Here is a 22,274-nt window from a genome sequence, read left to right on the forward strand (position 1 = left end):
AAACAAGGGGGCTATGACCGCCGGGGCCACCGGCGAGACTGTGGATGGCATGAGCCTCGGTAAGATCGAGACCATTATCGATGGCGCTCCGGGCGGAGCGTTACCGATGGACCCCAGTTCGGCGCACCTACATCGAGAAGAAGAACTCGGTCCGGTGCTACCCGACCTGTTATGCCGGGTAGCACCGGCTACCCGGTGGAGCGGGCGACGGGAATCGAACCCGCGTTGCAAGCTTGGGAAGCTCGTGTTCTGCCTCTGAACTACGCCCGCGTAGCGCATTCGCATCGTACCGGACGGACCAGGTCGGGTGGGGCCCCGGGCCGTCCGGCGTGTCCGGAGTCAGCCGTCGATGCTGTTGACGGAACCGCTAGGGCCGGTAGGACCGATACGGCCGCCGGTCCCGGGCAGGCGCAGGAAGCGCAGCGACTCCCGGCCCGGGGGCTGCTTCGGCCGTTCCAGGACGGGCGTCGGCGGGACCTCCATGCTGACCGGCTGGCCAGGAACCACCCGGACGGTCTTGCCGTGGTGCAGCAACGTCATCGCCGGCCCCACGGGGACGGTGTAGACAGCCGTCGAGTCGGAGACCTCCACCCGCAGGTGCCGCCCACGGACACAGAGCCCGAAGGCCAGCCTGCTCAGTCCCTCGGGCAACCGCGGCGCGAACGAGATCACCTCACCGCCGTCACGCAGCCCACCGAAGCCCTCGACGAGGGCGATCCAGCTTCCCGCGAGGGAGGCCATGTGCAGCCCATCTCCGGTGTTGTGCTCGATGTCATGCAGATCCATCAGGGCGGCTTCGCGCAGATAGTCATAGGCGAGCGACAGGTGCCCACACTCAGCGGCCAGCACCGCCTGGGAGCATGCCGACAGTGACGAGTCCCGAACCGTCAGAGCTTCGTAGTAGGCGAAGTTGCGGATCTTCTCGTCCATCGTGAAGGCGTCACCCCGGCGCTGCATCGCCAGGACCAGGTCCGCCTGCTTGACGACCTGCTTGCGGTAGAGGTCGAAGTACGGGAAGTGCAGCAGCAGAGGGTACTGCTCGGGCGCGGTGTTCGCGAAGTCCCAGACCTGGTGTTCGGTGAATCCCTCGGACTGCGGATGGACGCCGAGATGGGGGTCGTAGGGGATGAACATGTTCTCGGCCGCGTCCCGCCAGGACGCCGTGACCTCGGCGTCCACGCCCAGCTCGGCGGCCCGGTCGGGATGGCGGCGGGCGGCGTCCGCCGCGGCCACAAGGTTCCGCTGCGCCATCAGGTTCGTGTAGACGTTGTTGTCGGCGATGGCCGAGTACTCGTCCGGGCCCGTGACACCGTCGATCCGGAAGCGGCCGTCGAGGTCGTGATGTCCCAGCGACCGCCACAGCCGGGCGGTCTCGATCAGGATCTCCAGCCCCACCGTGCGCTCGAACCGCTCGTCCCCGGTGATGGTGACGTAGCGGGCGACCGCGTCGGCGATGTCGGCGTTGACGTGGAAGGCGGCCGTCCCGGCTGGCCAGTATCCGGAGCACTCCTCTCCGTGGATGGTACGCCAGGGGAAGACGGCGCCCTTCAGATTGAGCAGATCGGCTCGTTCCCTGGCCAGCGGCAGAGTCGCGTACCGCCAGCGCAGCGCGTCGGCGGCCGCGTCGGGCGCGGTGTACGTCAGGACGGGGAGCACGTACGACTCGGAGTCCCAGAAGGCGTGCCCGTCGTAGCCGGGGCCGGTCAGGCCCTTGGCCGGGATCGCCCGCCGCTCGGCCCGCGATCCCGCCTGCAGGACGTGGAACAGCGCGAAGCGAACGGCCTGCTGCACCTCCGGGTCGCCGTCGACCTCGACGTCGGCCCGCTTCCAGAAGGCATCCAGGTACTGCCGCTGCTCGGCGGCGAGACCGGGCCACCCGGTCTGCCGCGCTGCGACCAGCGCCGCGGCCGCTTGGTCTCTGAGGGCCGGCAGGGACCGTTGCTCCGACCAGCCGTAGGCGATGAACTTGACCATCCGCAGCTTCTCGCCCGGGGCGAGTACCGCCGTGGCCGTCACCCGGCAGGCGTCCGGCTCGCTCTCCGAGGAGACACCCAGCGAGTCCGGCCCGGCGAACTCGTGGTCCATGGCCGCGGCGACACGGATCTCGCTGCGGTGGGTGATGTGGACGAGCTCAACCATCGTGCCGCTCGCCCGATGGCGCTCGGATCGCAGCGGCGACTCCAGCGCGGACGCGGCCCGCGGGTCACCGTGCCAGGCCGGCAGCTGCTCGTTGGCCACCAGCTCCGACTGGATGACGACCCGCGCCGGGTCGCCCACCGGCTCGATCTCGTAGTACACGGCCGCGATGGAACGCTGCGAGAACGACACCAGCCGCTCGGAGTGCACCCGGATGGTCTGCCCCGCCGGCGAGACCCATTCCACGTCCCGCCGGAGCACGCCCTCCCGGAAGTCGATCGCCCGCTGATGCGACCGCAGATCGCCATAGCGGATGTCAAACGGCTCGTCGTCGACAAGTAGACGGATCACCTTGCCGTTGGTGACGTTGATGACCGTCTGGCCGGACTCGGGATATCCGTAGCCGGCCTCGGCATAGGGCAGGGGCCGCAGCTCGTGGACCGAGTTCAGGTAGGTGCCCGGCAGGCCGTGCGGATCGCCCTCGTCGAGGTTTCCCCGGAGCCCGATATGGCCGTTGGACAGGGCGAACAATGACTCGGACCGGCCCAGATCGGAGATGTCGAGACCGGACTCCTGGATGGACCACGGCTCGATCAGATAGGACGCTTTGTCGATCATGTGGGGCCGGGCCCGGAGCCGTGGCCGAGCAGGTCCGCCAGGTCGTTCACCACGATGTCGGCCCCGTGGGCGCGCAACGCGGCGGCGTGCCCCACCCGGTCGATCCCCACGACCCGGCCGAACCCGCCGGCCCGCCCCGCCTCGACGCCGGCCAGGGCGTCCTCGAACACCGCCGCCCGCCGCGGCGGCACCCCGAGCAGCCGGGCGCCGGCGAGGAAGGTGTCGGGCGCGGGCTTTCCGGCGAGGTGGTCACGGGCGGCGACGAGGCCGTCCACCGCTCCGTCAACGAGGGCGTCAAGCCCAGTCGCCTTCAACACCTCGGCGCAGTTGGCGCTGGAGGAGACGACCACGCGGGGGATCCCCCGCGTGGCCAGTTCCCGCAGATACGTCACCGAGCCGGGATAGATGTCCACGCTGTCCCTCCGAATCCGTTCCAGCAGGAGGAAGTTCTTCCGGTTGGACAGCCCATGCACGGTGAGCGCGGACGGCGGGTCGTCCGGTGTTCCGTCGGGAAGCCTGATGTGACGGGCGTCGAGAAAGGCTCGCACACCGTCGGTCCTGGGCCGGCCGTCAACGTACTCGGCATAGTCATGCTCGAGGTCGAAGGGGACGAACGGCTCTCCCGACCGCTTGGCCCAGTTCTCCAGGAAATCGTCGAACATCTCTTTCCACGCGGCCGCGTGGATCGTCGCGGTGTTCGTCAGCACGCCATCCAGGTCGAACAGACATGCCTCGATGTGATCGGGTAGCCCGAGCATCCGTCCCGCCTGTCCCTTCCGCCCCGGCCTTCCCCGGGGGCACCCGTCCGACCGGGTATTCATCGACCGGCCACGTGCCTCCTACCCGGGTCACGCTCCGTCTCACTCTTCCACGCGGCCCCATCCTCCTCCGGGTGGACGGTGAAGATCGACCGCTCATGCTCTAACGTCCGGGACGTGCTGTTGTCCGACCGGGACATCCGGACCGAGATCGCCACGGGCCGGATCCGTCTCGACCCCCACGACCCTGGCCTCATCCAGCCGTCCAGCATCGATCTACGGCTGGACCGCTGGTTCCGGGTCTTCGCCAACCACCGGTACAGCCACATTGATCCCTCTCTTGAGCAGGAGGATCTCACCGAGCTCATCGCCCCGGAGGGCGACGAGCCGTTCGTCCTGCATCCGGGCGAGTTCGTCCTCGGCTCGACGCTGGAGATCGTCACCCTGCCCGACGATCTCGCCGGCCGGCTGGAAGGGAAGTCGAGTCTCGGCCGGCTCGGGCTGCTCACGCACTCGACGGCGGGCTTCATCGACCCCGGCTTCTCCGGGCACGTCACGCTGGAACTGTCGAACGTGGCGACGCTGCCGATCAAACTCTGGCCCGGCATGAAGATCGGCCAGCTCTGCCTGTTCCGGCTGTCCTCGCCGGCCGAGCACTCGTACGGCTCGACCATCTACGGTTCGCGCTACCAGGGTCAGCGCGGCCCGACCCCGTCGAGGGCCTACCGAGACTTCACCCGCGCACCGGTCCCGAACGGGGAGATCCCCCCAGGCTGACTTCCTTGTCTTTCAGCTTCCTTGCCTTTCCAGAGGATTTTATGTCCGATTTATCCCTCTGGAAAGGCAAGAGCGCAATTTAGCCGACAGGCTCGGCGGACTCCTCGGTCGGAGCCGCTGGCGCCGACGGCGCCAGCGAACGGGCCAGGAGCTGGGAGACGTCGAGTACCTCGACACCGTCCTTCGCCTCGCCGCTCAGCTTCTTCTCGGTGACGGCATCGGTGAGCATCACGATGCAGAACGGGCAGGCGGTGGACACGACGTCCGGGTCGAGGCCGAGGGCCTCCTCCGTCCGGTCCACATTGACCCGCTTACCGATCTTCTCCTCCATCCACATCCGCGCGCCGCCGGCACCGCAGCAGAAGCCACGGTCCTTGCAGCGGTGCATCTCCTGGCCCCGGATGCCCGGAATCGCCGCCAGGATCTCCCGCGGCGGGGTGTAGACCTTGTTGTGCCGCCCGAGGAAGCAGGGGTCGTGGTAGGTGACCGACGACTCCACCCGGGTCACCGGCACCAGCTTGCGCTCCTCGACCAGTTTGCCGAGCAGCTGGGTGTGGTGGACGACCTCGTACTGACCGCCGAGGGCCGAGTATTCCCGGGCGAGGCTGTTGAAGCAGTGCGGGCAGGTGGCAACGATCTTCTTGACGCCCGTGGCGTTCAGCAGCTCGATGTTCGCCTTGGCCATCTCCTGGTACAGGTACTCGTTGCCGAGCCGGCGCGCCGGGTCCCCGGTGCAGGACTCGTTCGTACCGAGGATCGCGAACTCGACCCCGGCAGTGTGCAGGAGCTCCGCGAAGGCCCGCGCGACCTTTTTGGCGCGGTCCTCGATCGCCCCGGCGCAGCCGACCCAGTACAGGTACTCGACGTCGTCGGGGATCTGCTCACCGTCGCCGAGGACACGCACCTCGAAGGGCAGGCCCTCGGTCCACTCGGTGCGGGTCCGCGGCGAGACGCCCCACGGGTTGCCGTTGTTCTCAAGGTTGCGCAGCATGACGCCGGCCTCGGACGGGAACGCCGACTCGATCATCACCTGGTAGCGACGCATGTCGACGATGTGGTCGACATGCTCGATGTCCACCGGACACTGTTCGACGCACGCGCCGCAGTTGGTGCACGACCACAGGACGTCGGGATCGATGACCCCGCCCTCCTCCTCGGTGCCGACCAGCGGCCGGTCGACCTGCGGCTGACCGGGCTGCGGCACCCGGCCGAAGCCGGACTCGGGCACGTGGTGCACGGTGTGGGAGTCGGAGGCGTCCTCGGCGATCCCGGTGACCGCCTTCGGCGCCTCCTCACCCTCCGCCGCGCCTTCGGTGGACAGCAGGTAGGGCGCCTTGGCGAAGAGGTGGTCACGCAGATCCATGATCAACAACTTCGGCGACAGCGGCTTGCCCGTGTTCCACGCCGGGCACTGGCTCTGGCACCGCCCGCACTCGGTGCAGGTGGCGAAGTCGAGCATGGCCTTCCAGGAGAAGTCCTCGACCTTGCCGACGCCGACGACCGGCTCGTCCTCCTCCATCAGCTTCTCGATGTCGGGGGTGGTGGCCAGCGGGCCGAGGGCCACCGGCTGGCGCTTGAGCACGACGTTGATCGGGGCCAGGCCGATGTGCAGGTGCTTCGAGTAGACCACCAGCACCGAGAAGCCCATGATCACCGCGATGTTGAGCAGCAGGAAGGCCGTCTCGATGCCCTCGTTCACATCGTGGGAGAGACCGGAGAAGATGCGGCTCACAGCGTAGGACGCGAAGGCCCACTTCGTCTGGCCCTGCGGGAGGTTGCCGGTGTTGTACTGGGCACCACGGTAGAGCAGCAGCGTCACGATAACGGCGGTGATCAGGCCGAGGATGACCCAGGCCGGCCCGGTGTGCGAGCCGTAGAATCGCGACTTGCGCTCCAGCCGCGCCGGGGCGTTCTTCAACCGGATGATCGTGAAGGCGACCAGGCCGGCGAGGACCGCCACGGCGAAGAAGTCCTCGAGGAAGCCGATGGCCGCCCAGTGCCCGAATCCCGGGATGTGGAAGTCGTCGTCGAACAGGCCGCCGTAGGCCTCGATGACGGTCAGCAGCAGGATCGTGAAGCCCCAGAAGGTGAAGAAGTGGGCCGCCCCGGGCACCGACCACTTCAGCAGCTTGCGCTGCCCCCCGACCTCGCTGATCTCCGTCCAGACGCGGGTCGGCAGGTCGTCGAGCCGGCCCTCGGCCGGCTGGCCGGACCCGATCAGCCGGAACAGCCAGAAAACCCGACGCCCGGCAACCGCGAGAGCAATCAGCGTGATCGCTCCACCGATCGCAATTCTCACAGCATCCTCCATCTGGCACCCACTATCGCGGGCGAGCCTGCTCGTACCGACCAGCAACGTATGGGACGAGTGGCTCACGCCACCCGGACAAGTGGCCCGCGCCACCGTATGGGCGGGTCCGGTCCCAACCTCCCGGCCAACCCGTCTGTCTGGGTCCCCACCCCGGACGTAGGGGCACTATGAGGCCGACAGCGAACCCGCTCACCGTCGACCCTGCCACGACGTGGTCCGAGCGGCCCGATATAGGGGGTCCGAAGGCCCGATCGTCCGCGCGAGGTGCACGGGACTGCTACGTTCAGCGGCAGACGCCCAACCGACACGCAACGCCTCGCACCGTCACGACTACCACGGCGCCCCGGATCCCGCCATCCCGGAACGTCGCTCCCCCGCCGGGAGCCTTCCGGGCCGACGAGGTCAACCCTTGTGCCGACAGGTGCTTCGACGCACCATAAGGACAGCCTTCGCCCACGGTGACCGGGCGATCGTGTGTCCCGCGGTGCTCGCCACCTTCACGTTGTGCCTGGGCCCGGTGCCAGCGCTGCCGCGACGACGCCCGGCGTGCTCCGGCGGACGGGCCCTACCGACGTTGACGACCCTGCGAACGACGACCCTGCGAACATGGTGGGCACGATGGCGACGATCACCCGGCCGACGATGACCCGAGTCGGCCGCCCTGGACACTCCCTGCAGACGGAGTACCTCCGGGCCAGGGAAAACCAGGCACTCGTGCGGCGGGACAAGCTGAGCCGCGAGGTACCCCGCACCGCGGTGCGCTCGGCCCTGGTAGGACTCGCCCTCGCCCTCGTCATCGGCTTCGGCCTGGGGCTGCCCACGGTCGCGGTCGTCGTGTTCCTGCTGGTCTTCATCGCCTGGCCGGCCGGGATCGTGATCGCCTCGTTCGGGACCGCCCCCGACGTCGAGTCGCTGCGCGAGGGGGCCGAGGCAGAGCGCAGGACCGCGCGCGCCATCGCCCGGCTGCGCCGCCAAGGGTACGTCATCCTGCACGACCGGGCCGTCCCCTACTCCGAGGCGACCATCGGTCACCTCCTGGTCGGGCCCGGCGGGGTGATGGTGCTCAGCAGCGACAACAACAAGGGCACCGTGCGGTACAAGAAGGGTGGGGCGACCTGTGACGGAGAGTCACTCAAACCCCCGATCGACCGCACCGCCTGGTTGGGTGACGAGGTCCGCAACCAGATCCGCGCGGCACTGCCGATGCTTAAGATCCCGATAAGTCCGATCCTGGTGATGGTCGAGGCCAACGTCCTGTGGAGCGACGGCGCCCTCGACGGAGTGACGATCATCAGCATCAAGGACGTCGTCAACTACATCCGGCGCAGGCCCGGCCGGCTCAACCCCGGTGAGGTCCAGCAGATCGTCGCCGCCACGGAGCGGCTGTTTCCGGCCTACTCGGCCAACCGCCTCGCCGAACAGATCACCGTCGGTCGGGACCAGTGGCTGACCCTGATGGATGCGCTGCGCACGATCCGTGAGCGCGACGGGGACGCTTCCGAGATGCTCGACCGGCTCGCCCAGATCGAGTCCGACCTGGGCCGGCAGGCCGACCTCATCAACCGGACCGGAATGCCACTCGCGGTTCCCGGCCGAGCGGGCGCCGGCGAGGCCACGAGCGGCGAGGCGGACGGTCCGTCGGCTGCCGGCATGGGGCCGGTTCCCCGGCTCGGATCACGCGCGGGCGGACGGCCGCGCCCGGGGGCCCGCCGCGGGCGCATCCTGGCCGCCGTCCGACCGCCCCGGGAGACGACGGACCCCGACGCCGGCCAGGCCCCCGGCGACGGTGCCGCGGGTGGCGACGGTGCCGCGGGTGGCTCGGCCCCGCAGCCACCCGCCGGAAGCTGACGCTCTCCCGTTCCACCTCCCATTCCACGCCCTGCCGGCTCCTCCCGCAGGCTCCCCTTCCGGTCCCGCCCGGCGACGCTGGCGGGAATTTCCCGGCCGCACATAAAGTTGAGCGTGCCAGGCTCACCTCTGTCGGGTTATGATGGGAGCCGTCATCATGAGTCAGAGCGACTCAATACACCGACCTGGCTTAACGTTGGCGGAACCGAGGCTTCCCGGAGTGATCCTCAAGCCTCGGTTCACCGACAGGTTCCATCCCCACGAGGTCGGTGCGCCCGTCTGATCGGCGCCACCGACATGATCGAAAGGCACACAGACATGGCACGAGCGGTCGGTATCGACCTCGGCACCACGAACTCCGTCGTGAGCGTGCTCGAGGGCGGCGAACCCACGGTGATCGCCAACGCCGAGGGCTCCCGGACGACCCCGTCGGTCGTGGCTTTCGCGAAGAACGGCGAGGTCCTGGTCGGCGAGGTCGCCAAGCGTCAGGCGGTGACGAACGTCGAGCGCACCATCCGGTCGGTCAAACGCCACATGGGCACCGACTGGAAGATGAAGGTCGACGCGAAGGATCTCACGCCCCAGGAGATCAGCGCGTTCATCCTGCAGAAGCTGAAGCGGGACGCCGAGTCCTACCTCGGTGAGACGGTTACGGACGCGGTCATCACCGTCCCGGCGTACTTCGACGACGCCCAGCGTCAGGCCACCACCGAGGCGGGCACGATCGCCGGGCTCAACGTCCTGCGGATTGTCAACGAGCCGACCGCTGCGGCCCTCGCCTACGGGTTGGACAAGGGCGAGAAGGAGCAGACCATCCTGGTCTTCGACCTCGGTGGCGGCACCTTCGACGTCTCCCTGCTGGAGATCGGCGACGGTGTCGTCGAGGTGAAGTCCACCTCCGGTGACACCCACCTCGGTGGTGACGACTGGGATCAGCGCATCACCGACCACCTGATCAAGACCTTCAACGGCCAGCACGGGGTCGACCTCGGCAAGGACAAGATGGCCCTGCAGCGGCTGCGGGAGGCCGCCGAGAAGGCGAAGATCGAGCTTTCGCAGTCCACCCAGACCGCGATCAACCTGCCCTACATCACCGCGTCGGCCGAGGGTCCCCTGCACCTCGACGTCTCGCTGTCGCGCGCCGAGTTCCAGCGGATGACCTCCGACCTCATCGACCGCTGCAGGCACCCCTTCCAGCAGGCGGTGAAGGACGCGGGGATCAAGGTCAGCGACATTGACCACGTCGTCCTCGTCGGTGGTTCCACCCGGATGCCCGCCGTCGTCGAGCTGGTCCGCGAGCTGACCGGGGGCAAGGAACCGAACAAGGGCGTCAACCCGGACGAGGTCGTCGCCGTCGGCGCCTCGCTGCAGGCCGGCGTGCTCAAGGGCGAAGTCAAGGACGTCCTGCTCCTCGACGTCACCCCGCTCTCACTCGGCATCGAGACGAAGGGGGGGATCATGACCAAGCTCATCGAGCGCAACACCACGATCCCCACCAAGCGCTCGGAGATCTTCACCACCGCCGAGGACAGCCAGCCCTCCGTGCAGATCCAGGTCTTCCAGGGCGAGCGCGAGATGGCCGCCTACAACAAGAAGCTCGGCATGTTCGAGCTGACCGGCCTGCCGCCCGCCCCGCGGGGTATGCCCCAGATCGAGGTCACCTTCGACATCGATGCGAACGGCATCGTGCACGTGTCCGCGAAGGACCTGGGCACCGGCAAGGAGCAGTCGATGACCATCACCGGCGGCTCGGCGCTGCCGAAGGACGACATCGACCGCATGGTCCGCGACGCCGAGCAGTACGCCGAGGAGGACCGCAGGCGCCGGGAGGAGGCCGAGACCCGCAACAAGGCCGAGACGCTCGTCTACTCGACCGAGCGGTTCCTCGCCGAGAACGGCGAAAAGATCGACGCCGCGGTGAAGAGCGACGTGGAGGAGAAGCTCGGCACGCTGCGGGGCGCCGTCGCCGGCACCGACACGGCGGCGATCCGCGAGGCGGCCGACGCGCTGGCCGCGGCGAGCCAGGCGATGGGCCAGGCCATGTACGCGCAGGCCGCCCAGGAGGGCGCGGGTGCCTCTGGCGGCGCCGGAGCAGCCGACGATGACGTGGTCGACGCGGAGATCGTGGATGAGGAGGACAAGAAGTGACCTCAGGCCAGGCCGCGGACTGGTGGGGTTCGTCTCGGCCCGACGGCCGGGACGAGGCCGAAGAGCCCCCGGTGGTGGTGCGGGACCGGCGCCGGATCGATCCGGAGAGCGGCGAGGTCCGGCCGGAGGCGGCCGCGCCTCCCGGCCCGACGGCCACGGAGGTTCCACCCGCCGGAGTCCCGGTGGGTGAGGGTGACGGTGAGCTCGTGGCGTCGCTGCGCCAGCAGGTCACCGAGCGGACCGCGGACCTGCAGCGCCTGAAGGCCGAGTTCGACAACTACCGTCGGCGGGTCGAGCGAGACCGTCAGCAGATCGGCGAGCAGGCGACGGCGAAGCTGCTGGCGAGTCTGCTGTCGACCCTCGACGACATCGGCCGGGCTCGTGACCACGGCGATCTGGAAGGCCCGTTCAAGGCGATCGCGGAGGCCCTGGAGGCGGCCCTGGAGGCGACCGGGCTGGAGCGCTACGGGGCGAAGGGCGACGAGTTCGACCCGTCGGTCCACGAGGCCCTGATGCACGCCTACCGGTCGGACGTGAGCGGGCCGACCTGCGTGGACGTCTTCCGGGCGGGTTACCTGCACGCGGGCAAGGTGTTGCGGCCCGCGCAGGTGTCGGTCGCGGAACCGTCGGGCGAGGTGGACGAGATCGTCGATCAGCCGGTCGGGGCGGAGGTCGTCGCCGGGCCCGGCGAGGTGCCGGGGAGCGGCCCGGGCCAGGCAGGCGGACCGCCGGATCGGCCGACATCGGTCCCCGATGACACGGGCAGTGTGCCCGGCCCGGACAACGGCGGGCCCACTGTCAGCGCCGGCTGAAAAGGGGAGCCAGGTCCGTCCGGCCGTCCGCGAGCCGGGGTCTGACGGACCCGGCGGGCACCGCCTCGCGCGGACGACATCATGAGGGAAGGAGGGGCGCCGTGAGTGTTCGCGACATGGTCGAGAAGGACTATTACGCCGCTCTCGGCGTTCCAAAGGACGCCTCGGCGACCGACATCAAGAAGGCGTACCGCGGGCTGGCCCGTGAGCTGCACCCCGACAAGAACCCGGGGGACGCCAAGGCCGAGGCGCGCTTCAAGGAGGTCTCCGAGGCCTACGACGTTCTCTCGGACGAGGGCCGTCGACGGGAGTACGACGAGGCCCGCGCGCTGTTCGCGGCCGGCGGTCGTCCCGGCGGCGGCTTCGGCGGGCCTGGCCGAGCCGGGGGTTACGGCGGGTTCGGCGCGCCCGGCGCGGGCTACGGCAGCGGGCCGAACCTCAACCTCGACGACCTTCTCGGTGGGGCGAACGGCGGCCTCGGCGGCATCTTCGACAACCTGTTCCAGCGGTCGTCACCCGGACGCGGTCCGCGTCGGGGTGCCGACATCGAGGCCGAGGTCACGATCCCCTTCGAGAAGTCGCTGACCGGTCTGGAGGCGTCGGTCCGGCTTCCCGGGGCCGCGACCTGTACCACCTGTACCGGCAGCGGGGCGCGTCCCGGCACGACGCCGCGCACCTGCCCGACCTGCCGTGGGCTAGGTGTGGTCTCCCGCTCCCAGGGTGGCTTCGCGCTCTCCGAGCCCTGCCGCGACTGCCTGGGCAAGGGCACCCTGATCGACCATCCCTGCCCGGACTGCCGGGGCACCGGCCGGCGTGAGCGTGAGCAGCGCATCCGCATCCCACCCGGGGTGAGCGACGGACAGCGGCTGCGGGTCCGGGGGCGTGGTATACCCGGCGAACGGGGCGGACCGGCCGGCGACCTCGAGGTGACGGTGCACGTGCTGCGCCATCCGGTGTTCGAGCGGGAGGGGAACAACCTGGCGATTACTCTCCCCGTGACGATCACCGAGGCCGCGCTCGGCGCGTCGGTACGGGTGCCGACCCTGGACGGTACTCCGCTCACGATGAAGGTGCCGGCGGGGACCTCCAGCGGTCGACGCCTGCGGGCCCGCGGGCGGGGTGTCCCCACAGCCGGAGGCGGGAACGGGGACCTCATCGTCACCCTCGAGGTGACGGTACCGAAGCCGAGTGATCTCTCGCCACGGGCACGTACGGCGTTGCTGGAGTTCGCCCAGGCCCATCCCGAGGACCCACGGGCGCCGTTGATGGAACGGATGGAGGCAGGCGGATGACCGGGCGGCCGAACCGCACATCCGACCCGCCGCCCGCCCGGCGCGGGCGAGCGACGGGAGCAGGGCGAACAATGGGGGCAGGGCGAACAGGGGAACGGCAGCTCCAGCGGGGGCCGGCGACGTCCCCCACCGAGGTTCGACCGGACACCGAGGTTCGACCGGAGGGCTACTACCCCGCCGGCCCGCTGCCGGGTCCGGCCCACGACGAGGACGCACCGGTCTACGTCATCTCGATCGCCGCGCAGCTCGCCGGGATGCATCCCCAGACCCTGCGGTCCTACGACCGGCTCGGGCTGGTCACGCCTGGGCGCACGGCCGGGCGGGGGCGTCGTTACTCCGCCCGGGATGTGGCGTTGCTGCGCGAGGTGCAGCGACTGTCCCAGGAGGAAGGCGTCAACCTGGAGGGGGTCAAGCAGATCCTCCGGTTGAGCGCCCAGGTGATGGCGCTGCAGGCGCAGGTGCGTCAGCTCACCGAGGAGCTCGCCCGGTCCCGCGCCGACGCGGACCGCGCGGTGGCCGAGGCGCATGCCAGTCACCGGCGCGACCTCGTCCCGGTGGATCGCGGCGCGCTCGTGATCTGGCGGCCGCTGCCCCGCCGCTGACCGGCCGGGGCGGAGCCGGCGAACGGATGCGGGAGGTTTGTCGCGGCGCGCCCACAGGGTTGAGTGGGAACGGCTCAGGTATGCTGAGCGTTGAAAAAGCGACGGTGCACGCCATCCGACCATCTGGGATCCGCCATGAACGCTGAACGCCTCACCGCCCGGTCGCAGGAGGCACTCTCCGCAGCGATCAGTCGAGCCACCGCCGACGGGTCACCCCTTGTCGACCCCCTCCACCTGCTCAACGCCCTGCTCGAAGCATCCGACGGGGTCGGCGCGGCGCTGCTGGCGTCCGCGGGCACCTCGGTCGACACGGTGCGCTCCCGAGCCGAGGCCGCGGTGACGCGGCTGCCCCGCGCGACGGGCCTGAGCGTGTCCCCGCCGCAGCTTTCCCGCCAGCTCATCGCGGTGCTGAACAACGCCGAGCGGCAGGCCGGTCAGCTGGGTGACGAATACACTTCGGTCGAGCATCTGGTCGTGGCGCTCGCCGAGGAGGGGGGCGAGGCCGGGCGGATCCTCACCTCCGCCGGCGCCACGCCCGACGCGCTGCGCGGCGCCTTCGAGAAGGTGCGCGGCGGCGCCCGGCGGGTGACCAGCCGGGACCCGGAGGGCTCCTACCGCGCGTTGGAGAAGTACTCCATCGACCTCACCGAGCGTGCGCAGCAGGGCAAGCTGGACCCGGTGATCGGCCGCGACGCCGAGATCCGCCGCGTCATCCAGGTGCTGTCGCGGCGGACGAAGAACAACCCGGTCCTCATCGGCGAGCCCGGGGTCGGCAAGACGGCCATCGTCGAAGGGCTCGCGCTGCGGGTCGTCGCGGGTGACGTGCCCGAGTCGCTGCGCGGCCGGCGCATCGTCTCGCTCGACCTCGGTTCGATGGTTGCCGGCTCCAAGCTGCGCGGCGAGTTCGAGGAGCGGCTGACCTCCGTCCTCAACGAGATCCGCGAGGCCGAGGGTCAGATCATCACCTTCATCGACGAGCTGCACACCGTCGTCGGCGCCGGTGCGGCGGAAGGAGCGATAGACGCCGGCAACATGCTCAAGCCGATGCTCGCCCGCGGCGAGCTGCGCATGATCGGCGCCACCACCCTGGAGGAGTACCGCACCCGGATCGAGAAGGACCCGGCGCTGGAGCGTCGCTTCCAGCCGGTCCTCGTCGGCGAACCGACGGTCGAGGACACCATCGGCATCCTGCGCGGGCTCAAGGAACGCTACGAGGTGCACCACGGCGTGCGCATCACCGACACCGCGCTGGTCGCCGCGGCCACCCTGTCCGACCGCTACGTCACCGCGCGCTTCCTGCCGGACAAGGCGATCGACCTGGTCGACGAGGCCGCGTCCCGGCTTCGCATGGAGATCGACAGCCGGCCGGTGGCAATCGACGAACTCGAACGCGCCGTGCGCCGCCTGGAAATCGAGGACATGGCGCTGTCCAAGGAGAACGACGAGGCCTCCCGCGAGCGGCGGGGGCGCCTGCAGCGCGAGCTCGCCGACCGGCGTGAGGAGCTGTCGAGCCTGACGGCCCGCTGGCACCGGGAGAAGGATTCGATCTACGAGGTTCAGAAGATCAAGGAGGAGCTGGAGAATGCGCGGCGCGCCGTGGAGCTCGCCGAGCGCGACCTCGACCTCGCCAAGGCCGGGGAGCTGCGGTACGGCACCATCCCGACGTTGGAGAAGCGGCTGTCGGCGGCAACCGACGCGCTGGCCGGCGCGGACTCCCCCGGTGGGGCGATGCTCAACGAGGAGGTCGGCCCGGACGACGTCGCCGAGGTCGTCGCCGCCTGGACCGGGATCCCGGCCGGTCGCCTCCTCGAAGGCGAGACGGCGAAGCTGCTGCGTATGGAGTCCGCGCTGCACGCGCGGGTCATCGGCCAGGACGACGCGGTGCGGGCCGTCTCCGACGCGGTCCGCCGGGCCAGGGCCGGGATCGCCGACCCGGACCGGCCGACCGGCTCCTTTCTCTTCCTCGGGCCCACCGGGGTCGGGAAGACCGAGCTCGCGAAGGCGCTCGCCGATTTCCTCTTCGACGACGAGCGGGCGATCGTGCGCATCGACATGAGCGAGTACGCCGAGAAGCACTCGGTGGCCCGTCTGATCGGCGCCCCACCCGGGTACGTCGGGTTCGAGTCCGGCGGTCAGCTCACCGAGGCGATCCGCCGCCGGCCATACAGTGTCATCCTGTTGGACGAGGTCGAGAAGGCCCATCCGGACGTCTTTGACGTCCTGCTGCAGGTTCTCGACGACGGGCGGCTCACCGACGGCCAAGGCCGCACGGTGGACTTCCGCAACACGATCCTCATCCTGACCTCGAACCTCGGGTCGCAGTTCATCGCGGACCCCACGCTCAGCCCGCAGGTGCGCCGCGAGTCGGTGATGGTCGCCGTGCGCGACGCCTTCAAGCCGGAGTTCCTCAACCGCCTCGACGACGTCCTCGTCTTCGACCAGCTGGGCCGGGACGAGCTGACCCGCATCGTCGATCTCCAGCTCGATCGGCTGCGGGCCCGGCTGCTCGACCGGAGGATCACCCTCAACGTCACCGACGCCGCCAAGGGATGGCTCTCCGACGTCGGCTACGACCCGGTGTTCGGGGCCCGTCCGCTGCGGCGTCTGGTCCAGACGGCGATCGGCGACCAGCTCGCCAAGGAACTGCTCGGCGGGCAGATCCGGGACGGCGACGAGGTGCTCGTCAACACCGCGCCGGACCGCTCGGGTCTGACGGTCAAGGCCGCCACCGTCAAGTCCCTCTGACGGGCCTCCCGGCGAATCGCCGCAGACCGGACGAGGACCATCGTGGGGACGGCACGCCGTCGGTTCCTCGACCGATTCGGGCCGGACGTAGCGGATGTGCGACTTATCGTTGCGGAATGCACGACGCTCTTCTGCCGGATCCCGCGCAGTGGCGGGTCCTGCCACCGGGCCTACGGCGGCTTCGACGGGCGCTCCTGATCATAGGAGCCGTCCCGGTGGTGGCGCTCACCCTGCTGATAACGGCGGCGTTCGGCGGCTGGCCCTGGATACTGATCACGGTGGCGCCGATCCTCGTGACGGGCTGGCTCTGGCGCTCGATCGGTCTCCGCTGGCAGGCCTGGCGCTATGCCGAGCGGGAGGACGATCTCCTGATCAGCCGCGGGGTGCTGACGCGTCGCCTGATCGTGGTGCCGTATGGCCGGATGCAGCTCGTCGACGTCACCGCCGGACCACTGGCGCGCCGCTTCGGCATCGCCAAGGTGCAGCTGCACACCGCGGCCGCGGACAGCGATGCCACCATCCCCGGCTTGGCCCCGGACGAGGCCGCGCGGCTACGTGACGCGCTCACCGAACGCGGTGAAGCCCGGTCGGCCGGGCTGTGACGATCGAGCGGGGGTCCACCACCGGCGAAGCGCCGGCTCGGGCGACACGCCCTGGCCAGGACGGGTTTCACCGGCTGCATCCGCTCACCCCGTTCCTGCGCGGCTGGGTAATAGTCGCGGCGTTCGTGGCGACGGTCGGCAGAAACCTCGCCGACGACGTCACGCCCCGCATCATCGGTCTCACCCTGATCTTCCTGATTCCCGCCGCCGGCACCTACGGATACTGCGCCTGGCGATTCACCCGCTACCGGGTCGAACGCGACAATCTTCGGCTCGATACCGGGCTCTTGGTCCGACGGACCCGCCATGTCCGGCTGGATCGGTTACAGTCGGTGGACATCGCTCAACCACTTCTCGCCCGGGTCACGGGGCTCGCCATCCTCCGGATCGATCTCGCCGGTAGGGAACGCTCCGAACTGGACACCGACTCCGGGTCCGACCTGCGGTACCTGTCGGTGGGTCACGCCCAGCGGCTGCGGGCCGAACTGCTGGCCACCGCCGCGGGACTCACGCCGGACGTGGGCGAGGCACCGCAGCGCCCACTCGCCGAGGTGCCACCACGGCGGTTGGTGGCCGCGATCGCGCTGTCCCCCGCGCCGTGGGTGGCGTTGTTCGGCGCGGCCGCGATCGCCACGCCCGCCCTGCTGACCGGTACCCTCACCGGCGCCCTCGGCGCCGTTCCGATGCTCGGCAGCCTCTGGCACACGACGTTTCGCCGGTTCGCGGCCGGCTACCCCTACACCGTCTCCGAGTCACCCGACGGGCTGCGCATCAACAGCGGCCTGCTCAACCGCACCCACGCCACGGTCCCGCCGGGACGGGTCCAGGCGATCAGCATCGGCGAACCGGCGCTGTGGCGCTGGTCGGGCTGGGTGACGGTCCGGATGAACGTGGCCGGCGGCGGGCCCTCCGTGCTGCTACCGGTGGCTCGCCGGGCGGATGCGCTGGCCCTGATCGGCCGGCTACTGCCCGGAGTGGACGTCGCGGCGGTGGCGATGATCCGGCCGCCACGCCGGGCCGCCTGGCTCGCCCCGCTCCACTGGCGGCGGCTGTCCTGCGGAGCGGACGACACGGTCTTCGTCGTACGCCGGGGAATCGTCCGGCGGCACACCGATCTCATCCCCCACGGTAAGGTGCAGAGCATCCGAATCGTGCAGAATCCGCTGGCCAGACTGCTACGGCTGGCCGACATGCACCTCGATACCACTGGCGGCCCGGTGACGGTGCGCGCCGGCCTGCGCGACGCCGACGAGGCGGTCTCGCTCGCCGCCGCACAGGCCGAACGATCCCGGATCGGTCGGCGCCACGCCGTACCGGACCGCTGGATGAGCCGGGGCGCCGGGTAAACGAAGCCCCCGCCCTCAGCCGAACGTGGGGAACTCCGGCCCGAAGAGGGAACCCCACAGATTCACGGCCTCCTCGTGATCGCCGGCCTGTTCCGCGTCCACCGCCTTCGCCGAGTAGATCCGGGCGAGCCGGACACTCTCGGCCAACGCCTCGATGTCCTCGGCGCGTAGGTACGACGACAGGTCCCCGCCGACGTCGGCCGGGTCGGCCACGGTGAGGCCGACATCGTCCAGGTGCCGGAAGACCTCGGCGAGCCCCTGCCGGGTGTTGAGCCCGCGACCGGCGAGGACCTGCCCGGCGAGCGCCTCGATGTGGAAGGAGCGCAGGTGGCTGCCGCGCACCCGGTTCCACGCCTTGAGCAGGCGGACCGCCGAGATCACCCGGGGGCCGAGGTCCGCCGTCCAGCTCGTGTGCCGCTCCGGCCGGGTCGGCAGCCAGCCACCGACCCGATCGGGTATGACGTATCCGGCACGCGGATGATCGAAGGCCGGCACCAGATGGACGTCCGGAGGGGCTTCGTAGACGATGCGCAGCGCCTGGCCGCGGCTACCGATCGTCTGGATTCGATCTCCGCCGATGGCGTTACGCACGCAGAGCAGCAGGTCGCGGGAGTCCCAGCGGAAACGCTTCCAGGCGCTGTTGGCCGCCGAGAAGACCGCGAAGATGTCCACCTCGTCGAGCGGACGGATCATGGTGTCCCGACCCGCCGAGCCGATCGTGGCGACCCCGACCAGCGGCAGCGCGCAACGAGGCGGGAAGATCGCGCGCAGCGCCCGCTCCGCCTCGTCGCGGCGAGCCGCGACGACGGCACGGTCCTCGGCACCGAGACGGATCAGGTCGTCGAGTTTCGCGAAGGCACGCGCCGTGGTGCCGACCAGCAGCGGGCCCGTCAACGGACCCGTCAGCGGACCGGTCGTCGGGTTGATCGGCGACGTCGAGCCGACCGCGGCAGGCTCGGCGCGGGGGCCTCCCTCGGAGGGGAACAGAGCGTTGAGCGTCCCCGGCGCCGACTCCTCCGGCCGACGCCAGTCCGGCGGAATGATCAAATGATCGTACGTGACCTCGCTCGGCCGGACTCCGGCCGGTGTTCCCCGAGGGGTATCCACACTCATGGTGCTGACCTCCCAGGCGCAGGTGGCGCCGGACCGTTCGGGCTCCCCTCCCCGGGCACGCGACGGCCCTCCCACGGACCTCCACGGACGCCCCGCCCAGCTTCGGCCCGTCGGCCATTGGTCGCGACATCGCCTTATATGGTGCCCCAGGGCATAACAGTCTGAACAGGGGGCTGTCTGCGCGGCGTGTTCACCACTCTCCTCGTGACGACGAAAAAATGAGCCGGGAGCTGTCACCCAGCCGACAACACAGCATGGTAACGGTACCGTCACAATGACCTTCCGCCACACCGCGAAAGGCGGCTGGACATGGGTTTTGCCCGTTCGGGCCGGATGATGGCCGAATCCGGACGGTACCGGAACGGTCGGCGGTGGCTCGCGACGCCAGGCCCAGGCGAAGCCCGACGCCCGATAACGTTGCGTGACAAACCTCAATGGTCAACTTGGCGGCGGACGCAGCCAGATCCGCCACCAATCGGCGACCAACACACTCGTTGGCACGAACGAGGTCGCCTGCGCGAGACGCTTCCCCACGCTGTCCCCGCGCCGGATCCGCGTCTCCACCAGAGCGCCGCGGTATTCGAACCATCCCGCGACCGCGCGGATCGCCTCGGTGGCGTAGCCGCTGCGCCGGCAGCCGAGCACAATCGACACCCCGATCACCACCCGCCGGCCGTGGGTCTCCGCCGCGAGCAGGCCCACCGCCGCCGATCCTGGATGGCGACCCGGATGGCGACCCGGCTGGCGACGCAGCACCCAGGTCAGGACCATGTGGCCGGCGCTCGCCCGACGGCGTAGTTCGCGCCGCAGCGCCCCCGCCGGATCGTCGGGATCGGGCGCCCCCGCGGCAGGATCGGTCCCGACGATTCCGCCGAAGGGGCCGGATCCGTCACCGGAGGCGCCACGCGTGCCTGATCGCGGGGGGATGACCGTGAACGCCAGCGAGGGCGCGAGCTCCTCGGCGACGTATCCCGCGTTCCAAATGGTGAGCGGGAGTGCGAGTAGTCGGGAGGTGGTGAGTGTAGGGCCCTCACCCACGACGGGACGGCTCCCGGACCCCGAGCAGACCCCGTTCCCGGAGCCAGGACTCGGTGCGGTTCATGCCCTCGGGCAGCCGCACGGCCGGCGACCATCCCGTCCGGGCCCGGATCTTCTCGATGGAGAGGCCCGCGTCGCGGGTCAGGGCGCGCACGGTGAGCGGACCGAGGTCCACCCGGGTGCGGGGATCGACTCCGGCCACCAGACGGGCACCGACACCGCGGATCAGGCCCGGTCCCCGCCGCGACGTCGCCGAGTTCACCGGAACGGCCGGGGCCGCCGAGCCCGCCGGCCGCACCGAGGTCGTCGAGACCGCCGGGGCCGGGTGGGTGGGGAGGAGTGGCGTTTCGGCCGCGGAATCGTCCACACCTCTCCTCCGGTAGCCCTCCGCGAACGAACAGACACGATCAATCGCGTCGACCGCTCCGAAGACCCTGGCCGGTACGGAGCGGGGCGCCGCGATCGCGAGCATCTGACAGTAAAAGGTGAAGAAGTCGGCGGCAGACACCGACTCCCCCCCGGTCACGTGCAGCACCTCACCGGCGACCGCCGACCGGTCCGCACCGGCGACGGTGGTCACCGCCGTGACCACGTCGTCGACATGCACGGGGCTGAGCACACCCCAGCCGCCGTCGATGAGGACGAACCGCCCGGCCCGCATCAGCAGCACCGGCCAGAGGGTCCAGCGACCGGCCCGGGGACCGTAGGCATCCCCGATCCGTAGGACGGTCGCGCCGAGTCCGTGCGCAGCGGCCGACCCGACCGCCTGTTCCGCGGCGGCCATGGCGTCGGCGCGGACGTCGCCGGTCAGTCCGATCGGCGTGGTCTCGTCCAATGATCGGCCGACGGCTCGCGCGGGCCTGCGGTCCCCGGTCCCGCCGGGGACCGGGCCACTCGTCCGGGCAAGCACGTCCACGCAGGAGAGATGGACGAAGCGGTCGACCCCGGCCCGACCCGCGGCGTCGAGCAACGCCGCCGTGGCGCCGAGGGTCACCCGCCGGATCTCGGCGTCGGACACCCGTACCGGCGCTCCGGCTCGGCCGGGACGCACCGGGGTCAGTTCCGCGACGCCACCGGTCCCGACGGCGGCGGCATGGATCACCAGCTCCGTGCCGTAAAAGGCCTTCTCCCACTCACCGGGACGGCTGACGTCGGCCTGCATGACACCCGGCGCGCGCCGAATGTCGATGGCGACAACGTCGTCACCGCGCCGCCGCAGCGCGTGGACCAGCGCTCCGCCGAGGAAGCCTGCCGCGCCGGTGACCACCGCCCGAACCAAGGTCGCTCCTCCTGCCAGGATCACCCTCGCCGACGGCGCTGCCGCGCGGCCCGCCGGCCCGTCCACCGGCTGGGTCCGCGGGCTTTACCACGCTCGCTGCCGTTGCTCGCTGCCGTCGGCGACGACCCGACCCTACGGGATCGACTACTGATCAGGACCGGGACATCCCCGCGAGTCGGGAGGATCGAGGTCGGGTGCACCTCCCGGGATGCCACGGGCCGGTCGCGCCCGGCAAGTGGGCCGCCCCTCACGGCGTCCCGAAGTCCTGGGTCCAGTAGGTGCCGTACCTGCCGCCCGTCGCGTAGCCCACGCCGATCCGGGTCAGCGAACAGGTGAGGATGTTCGATCGGTGCTCCGGGCTGTTCATCCATCCGCGCATCACCTCGGCCACGGTGCGCTGACCGGCTGCGATGTTCTCGGCGGCGATGGAGAAGGAGAAGCCGGCGGCGGCGATCCGGTCGAAGGGCGAGCGACCGTCCGGGCTGCCATGGCCGAAATAGCCGGCCGTGGCCATGTCGACGCTGTGTGCCTGGGCCGCGGCGGCCAACCGCAAGTCGACGATCAACGGAGGACAACCGGCCGCCAGGCGCTCGAGGTTGGTCGAGGTCGCGACCTGACCGACCAGGCTCATCCAGGAGGCCAGCAGGTACGGCGGGTGGTGGGATGCGACGGCCGGGGCCGACGCGGACGGAGCCGTCACCGGCGCGGCCAGGGCCAGAGCCGCCGCCCGCGCGGCGGCCAGCTGATCCGGACCGGCCGGGCGAGCGGTGGGCGAAGGCTCGGCCCCGGGCCCGGTCGGCGCACCCCGATCCGCGATCCGACCCGCGATCGACGTGGGGGGGACCCCGC

At 70.3% G+C, this 22,274-nt stretch carries 16 protein-coding genes and 1 tRNA gene; 9 read left to right on the plus strand and 8 right to left on the minus strand.

All coding sequences use genetic code 11. The annotated features are described in order from the left end of the window. Nucleotides 1–196: 196 nt before the first annotated feature. The 3 genes from AC08OO_RS14670 to AC08OO_RS14680 form a co-directional block, all read right to left on the minus strand. Nucleotides 197–270: transfer RNA gene (locus AC08OO_RS14670), tRNA-Gly, on the minus strand. Between the two features lie 69 nt (nt 271–339). Further along, a complete protein-coding gene (locus tag AC08OO_RS14675) occupies nt 340–2,754 on the minus strand; it encodes a glycoside hydrolase family 65 protein (protein ID WP_476610484.1) in 2,415 nt (804 codons plus the stop codon). After that, nucleotides 2,751–3,512 carry an HAD family hydrolase gene (locus tag AC08OO_RS14680; protein ID WP_476610485.1) on the minus strand — a complete coding sequence of 254 codons (762 nt, stop codon included), beginning with the start codon at nt 3,510–3,512 and terminating at the stop codon, nt 2,751–2,753. Before AC08OO_RS14680 ends, AC08OO_RS14675 begins: the two co-directional genes overlap by 4 nt. Nucleotides 3,513–3,689: 177 nt before the next feature. Here AC08OO_RS14680 and dcd point away from each other — a divergent pair, with 177 nt between their 5' ends. Further along, nucleotides 3,690–4,289 (plus strand): dCTP deaminase, encoded by a 600-nt coding sequence (gene dcd, locus AC08OO_RS14685; protein WP_011438703.1) that lies wholly within the window; start codon nt 3,690–3,692, stop codon nt 4,287–4,289. A 79-nt stretch (nt 4,290–4,368) separates the two neighbouring features. Here dcd and AC08OO_RS14690 read toward each other — a convergent pair whose 3' ends face one another. After that, nucleotides 4,369–6,588 carry a (Fe-S)-binding protein gene (locus AC08OO_RS14690; protein ID WP_476610486.1) on the minus strand — a complete coding sequence of 740 codons (2,220 nt, stop codon included), beginning with the start codon at nt 6,586–6,588 and terminating at the stop codon, nt 4,369–4,371. Between the two features lie 630 nt (nt 6,589–7,218). Between AC08OO_RS14690 and AC08OO_RS14695 the strand changes: the two genes are divergently transcribed. The 8 genes from AC08OO_RS14695 to AC08OO_RS14730 all read left to right on the plus strand — a co-directional run bounded on the left by AC08OO_RS14695 (nt 7,219) and on the right by AC08OO_RS14730 (nt 17,995). Beyond that, complete coding sequence (locus tag AC08OO_RS14695) at nt 7,219–8,448, plus strand: nuclease-related domain-containing protein (protein ID WP_476610487.1); 1,230 nt, start codon at nt 7,219–7,221, stop codon at nt 8,446–8,448. Nucleotides 8,449–8,766: 318 nt separating this feature from the next. Continuing rightward, on the plus strand, nt 8,767–10,596 hold the full coding sequence (gene dnaK, locus AC08OO_RS14700) for a molecular chaperone DnaK (protein WP_023840676.1): 1,830 nt from the start codon (nt 8,767–8,769) through the stop codon (nt 10,594–10,596). Then, nucleotides 10,593–11,408: a nucleotide exchange factor GrpE gene (gene grpE / locus AC08OO_RS14705; RefSeq protein WP_476610488.1), complete on the plus strand. Its 816-nt coding sequence runs from the start codon at nt 10,593–10,595 to the stop codon at nt 11,406–11,408. The genes dnaK and grpE overlap by 4 nt, the downstream gene beginning before the upstream one ends. A 101-nt stretch (nt 11,409–11,509) precedes the next feature. Further along, a complete protein-coding gene (dnaJ, locus tag AC08OO_RS14710) occupies nt 11,510–12,700 on the plus strand; it encodes a molecular chaperone DnaJ (protein ID WP_476610489.1) in 1,191 nt (396 codons plus the stop codon). Next, on the plus strand, nt 12,697–13,302 hold the full coding sequence (locus AC08OO_RS14715; protein ID WP_476606825.1) for a heat shock protein transcriptional repressor HspR: 606 nt from the start codon (nt 12,697–12,699) through the stop codon (nt 13,300–13,302). Before dnaJ ends, AC08OO_RS14715 begins: the two co-directional genes overlap by 4 nt. A gap of 135 nt (nt 13,303–13,437) precedes the next feature. Further along, on the plus strand, nt 13,438–16,047 hold the full coding sequence (gene clpB, locus AC08OO_RS14720) for an ATP-dependent chaperone ClpB (protein WP_476610490.1): 2,610 nt from the start codon (nt 13,438–13,440) through the stop codon (nt 16,045–16,047). A gap of 116 nt (nt 16,048–16,163) precedes the next feature. After that, nucleotides 16,164–16,649 (plus strand): PH domain-containing protein, encoded by a 486-nt coding sequence (locus AC08OO_RS14725; protein ID WP_476606823.1) that lies wholly within the window; start codon nt 16,164–16,166, stop codon nt 16,647–16,649. Next, nucleotides 16,646–17,995, plus strand: coding sequence for a PH domain-containing protein (locus AC08OO_RS14730; protein ID WP_476606822.1), 1,350 nt, complete (start codon nt 16,646–16,648; stop codon nt 17,993–17,995). The genes AC08OO_RS14725 and AC08OO_RS14730 overlap by 4 nt, the downstream gene beginning before the upstream one ends. Before the next feature lie 15 nt (nt 17,996–18,010). On the opposite strand, the gene AC08OO_RS14735 is transcribed toward AC08OO_RS14730, so the two are convergent. The 4 genes from AC08OO_RS14735 to AC08OO_RS14750 form a co-directional block, all read right to left on the minus strand. Next, nucleotides 18,011–19,108 (minus strand): SMODS domain-containing nucleotidyltransferase, encoded by a 1,098-nt coding sequence (locus AC08OO_RS14735; RefSeq protein WP_476610491.1) that lies wholly within the window; start codon nt 19,106–19,108, stop codon nt 18,011–18,013. A gap of 438 nt (nt 19,109–19,546) precedes the next feature. Further along, nucleotides 19,547–20,146 carry a GNAT family N-acetyltransferase gene (locus AC08OO_RS14740; RefSeq protein ID WP_476610492.1) on the minus strand — a complete coding sequence of 200 codons (600 nt, stop codon included), beginning with the start codon at nt 20,144–20,146 and terminating at the stop codon, nt 19,547–19,549. Continuing rightward, nucleotides 20,139–21,425 (minus strand): NAD-dependent epimerase/dehydratase family protein, encoded by a 1,287-nt coding sequence (locus AC08OO_RS14745; protein ID WP_476618656.1) that lies wholly within the window; start codon nt 21,423–21,425, stop codon nt 20,139–20,141. Before AC08OO_RS14745 ends, AC08OO_RS14740 begins: the two co-directional genes overlap by 8 nt. 247 nt (nt 21,426–21,672) lie before the next feature. After that, nucleotides 21,673–22,274 (minus strand): CAP domain-containing protein (locus tag AC08OO_RS14750; protein WP_476618657.1); only part of this gene is annotated, 602 nt, incomplete at its 5' end.

The sequence above is a fragment of the Frankia sp. CeCAU1 genome, assembly GCF_977971845.1.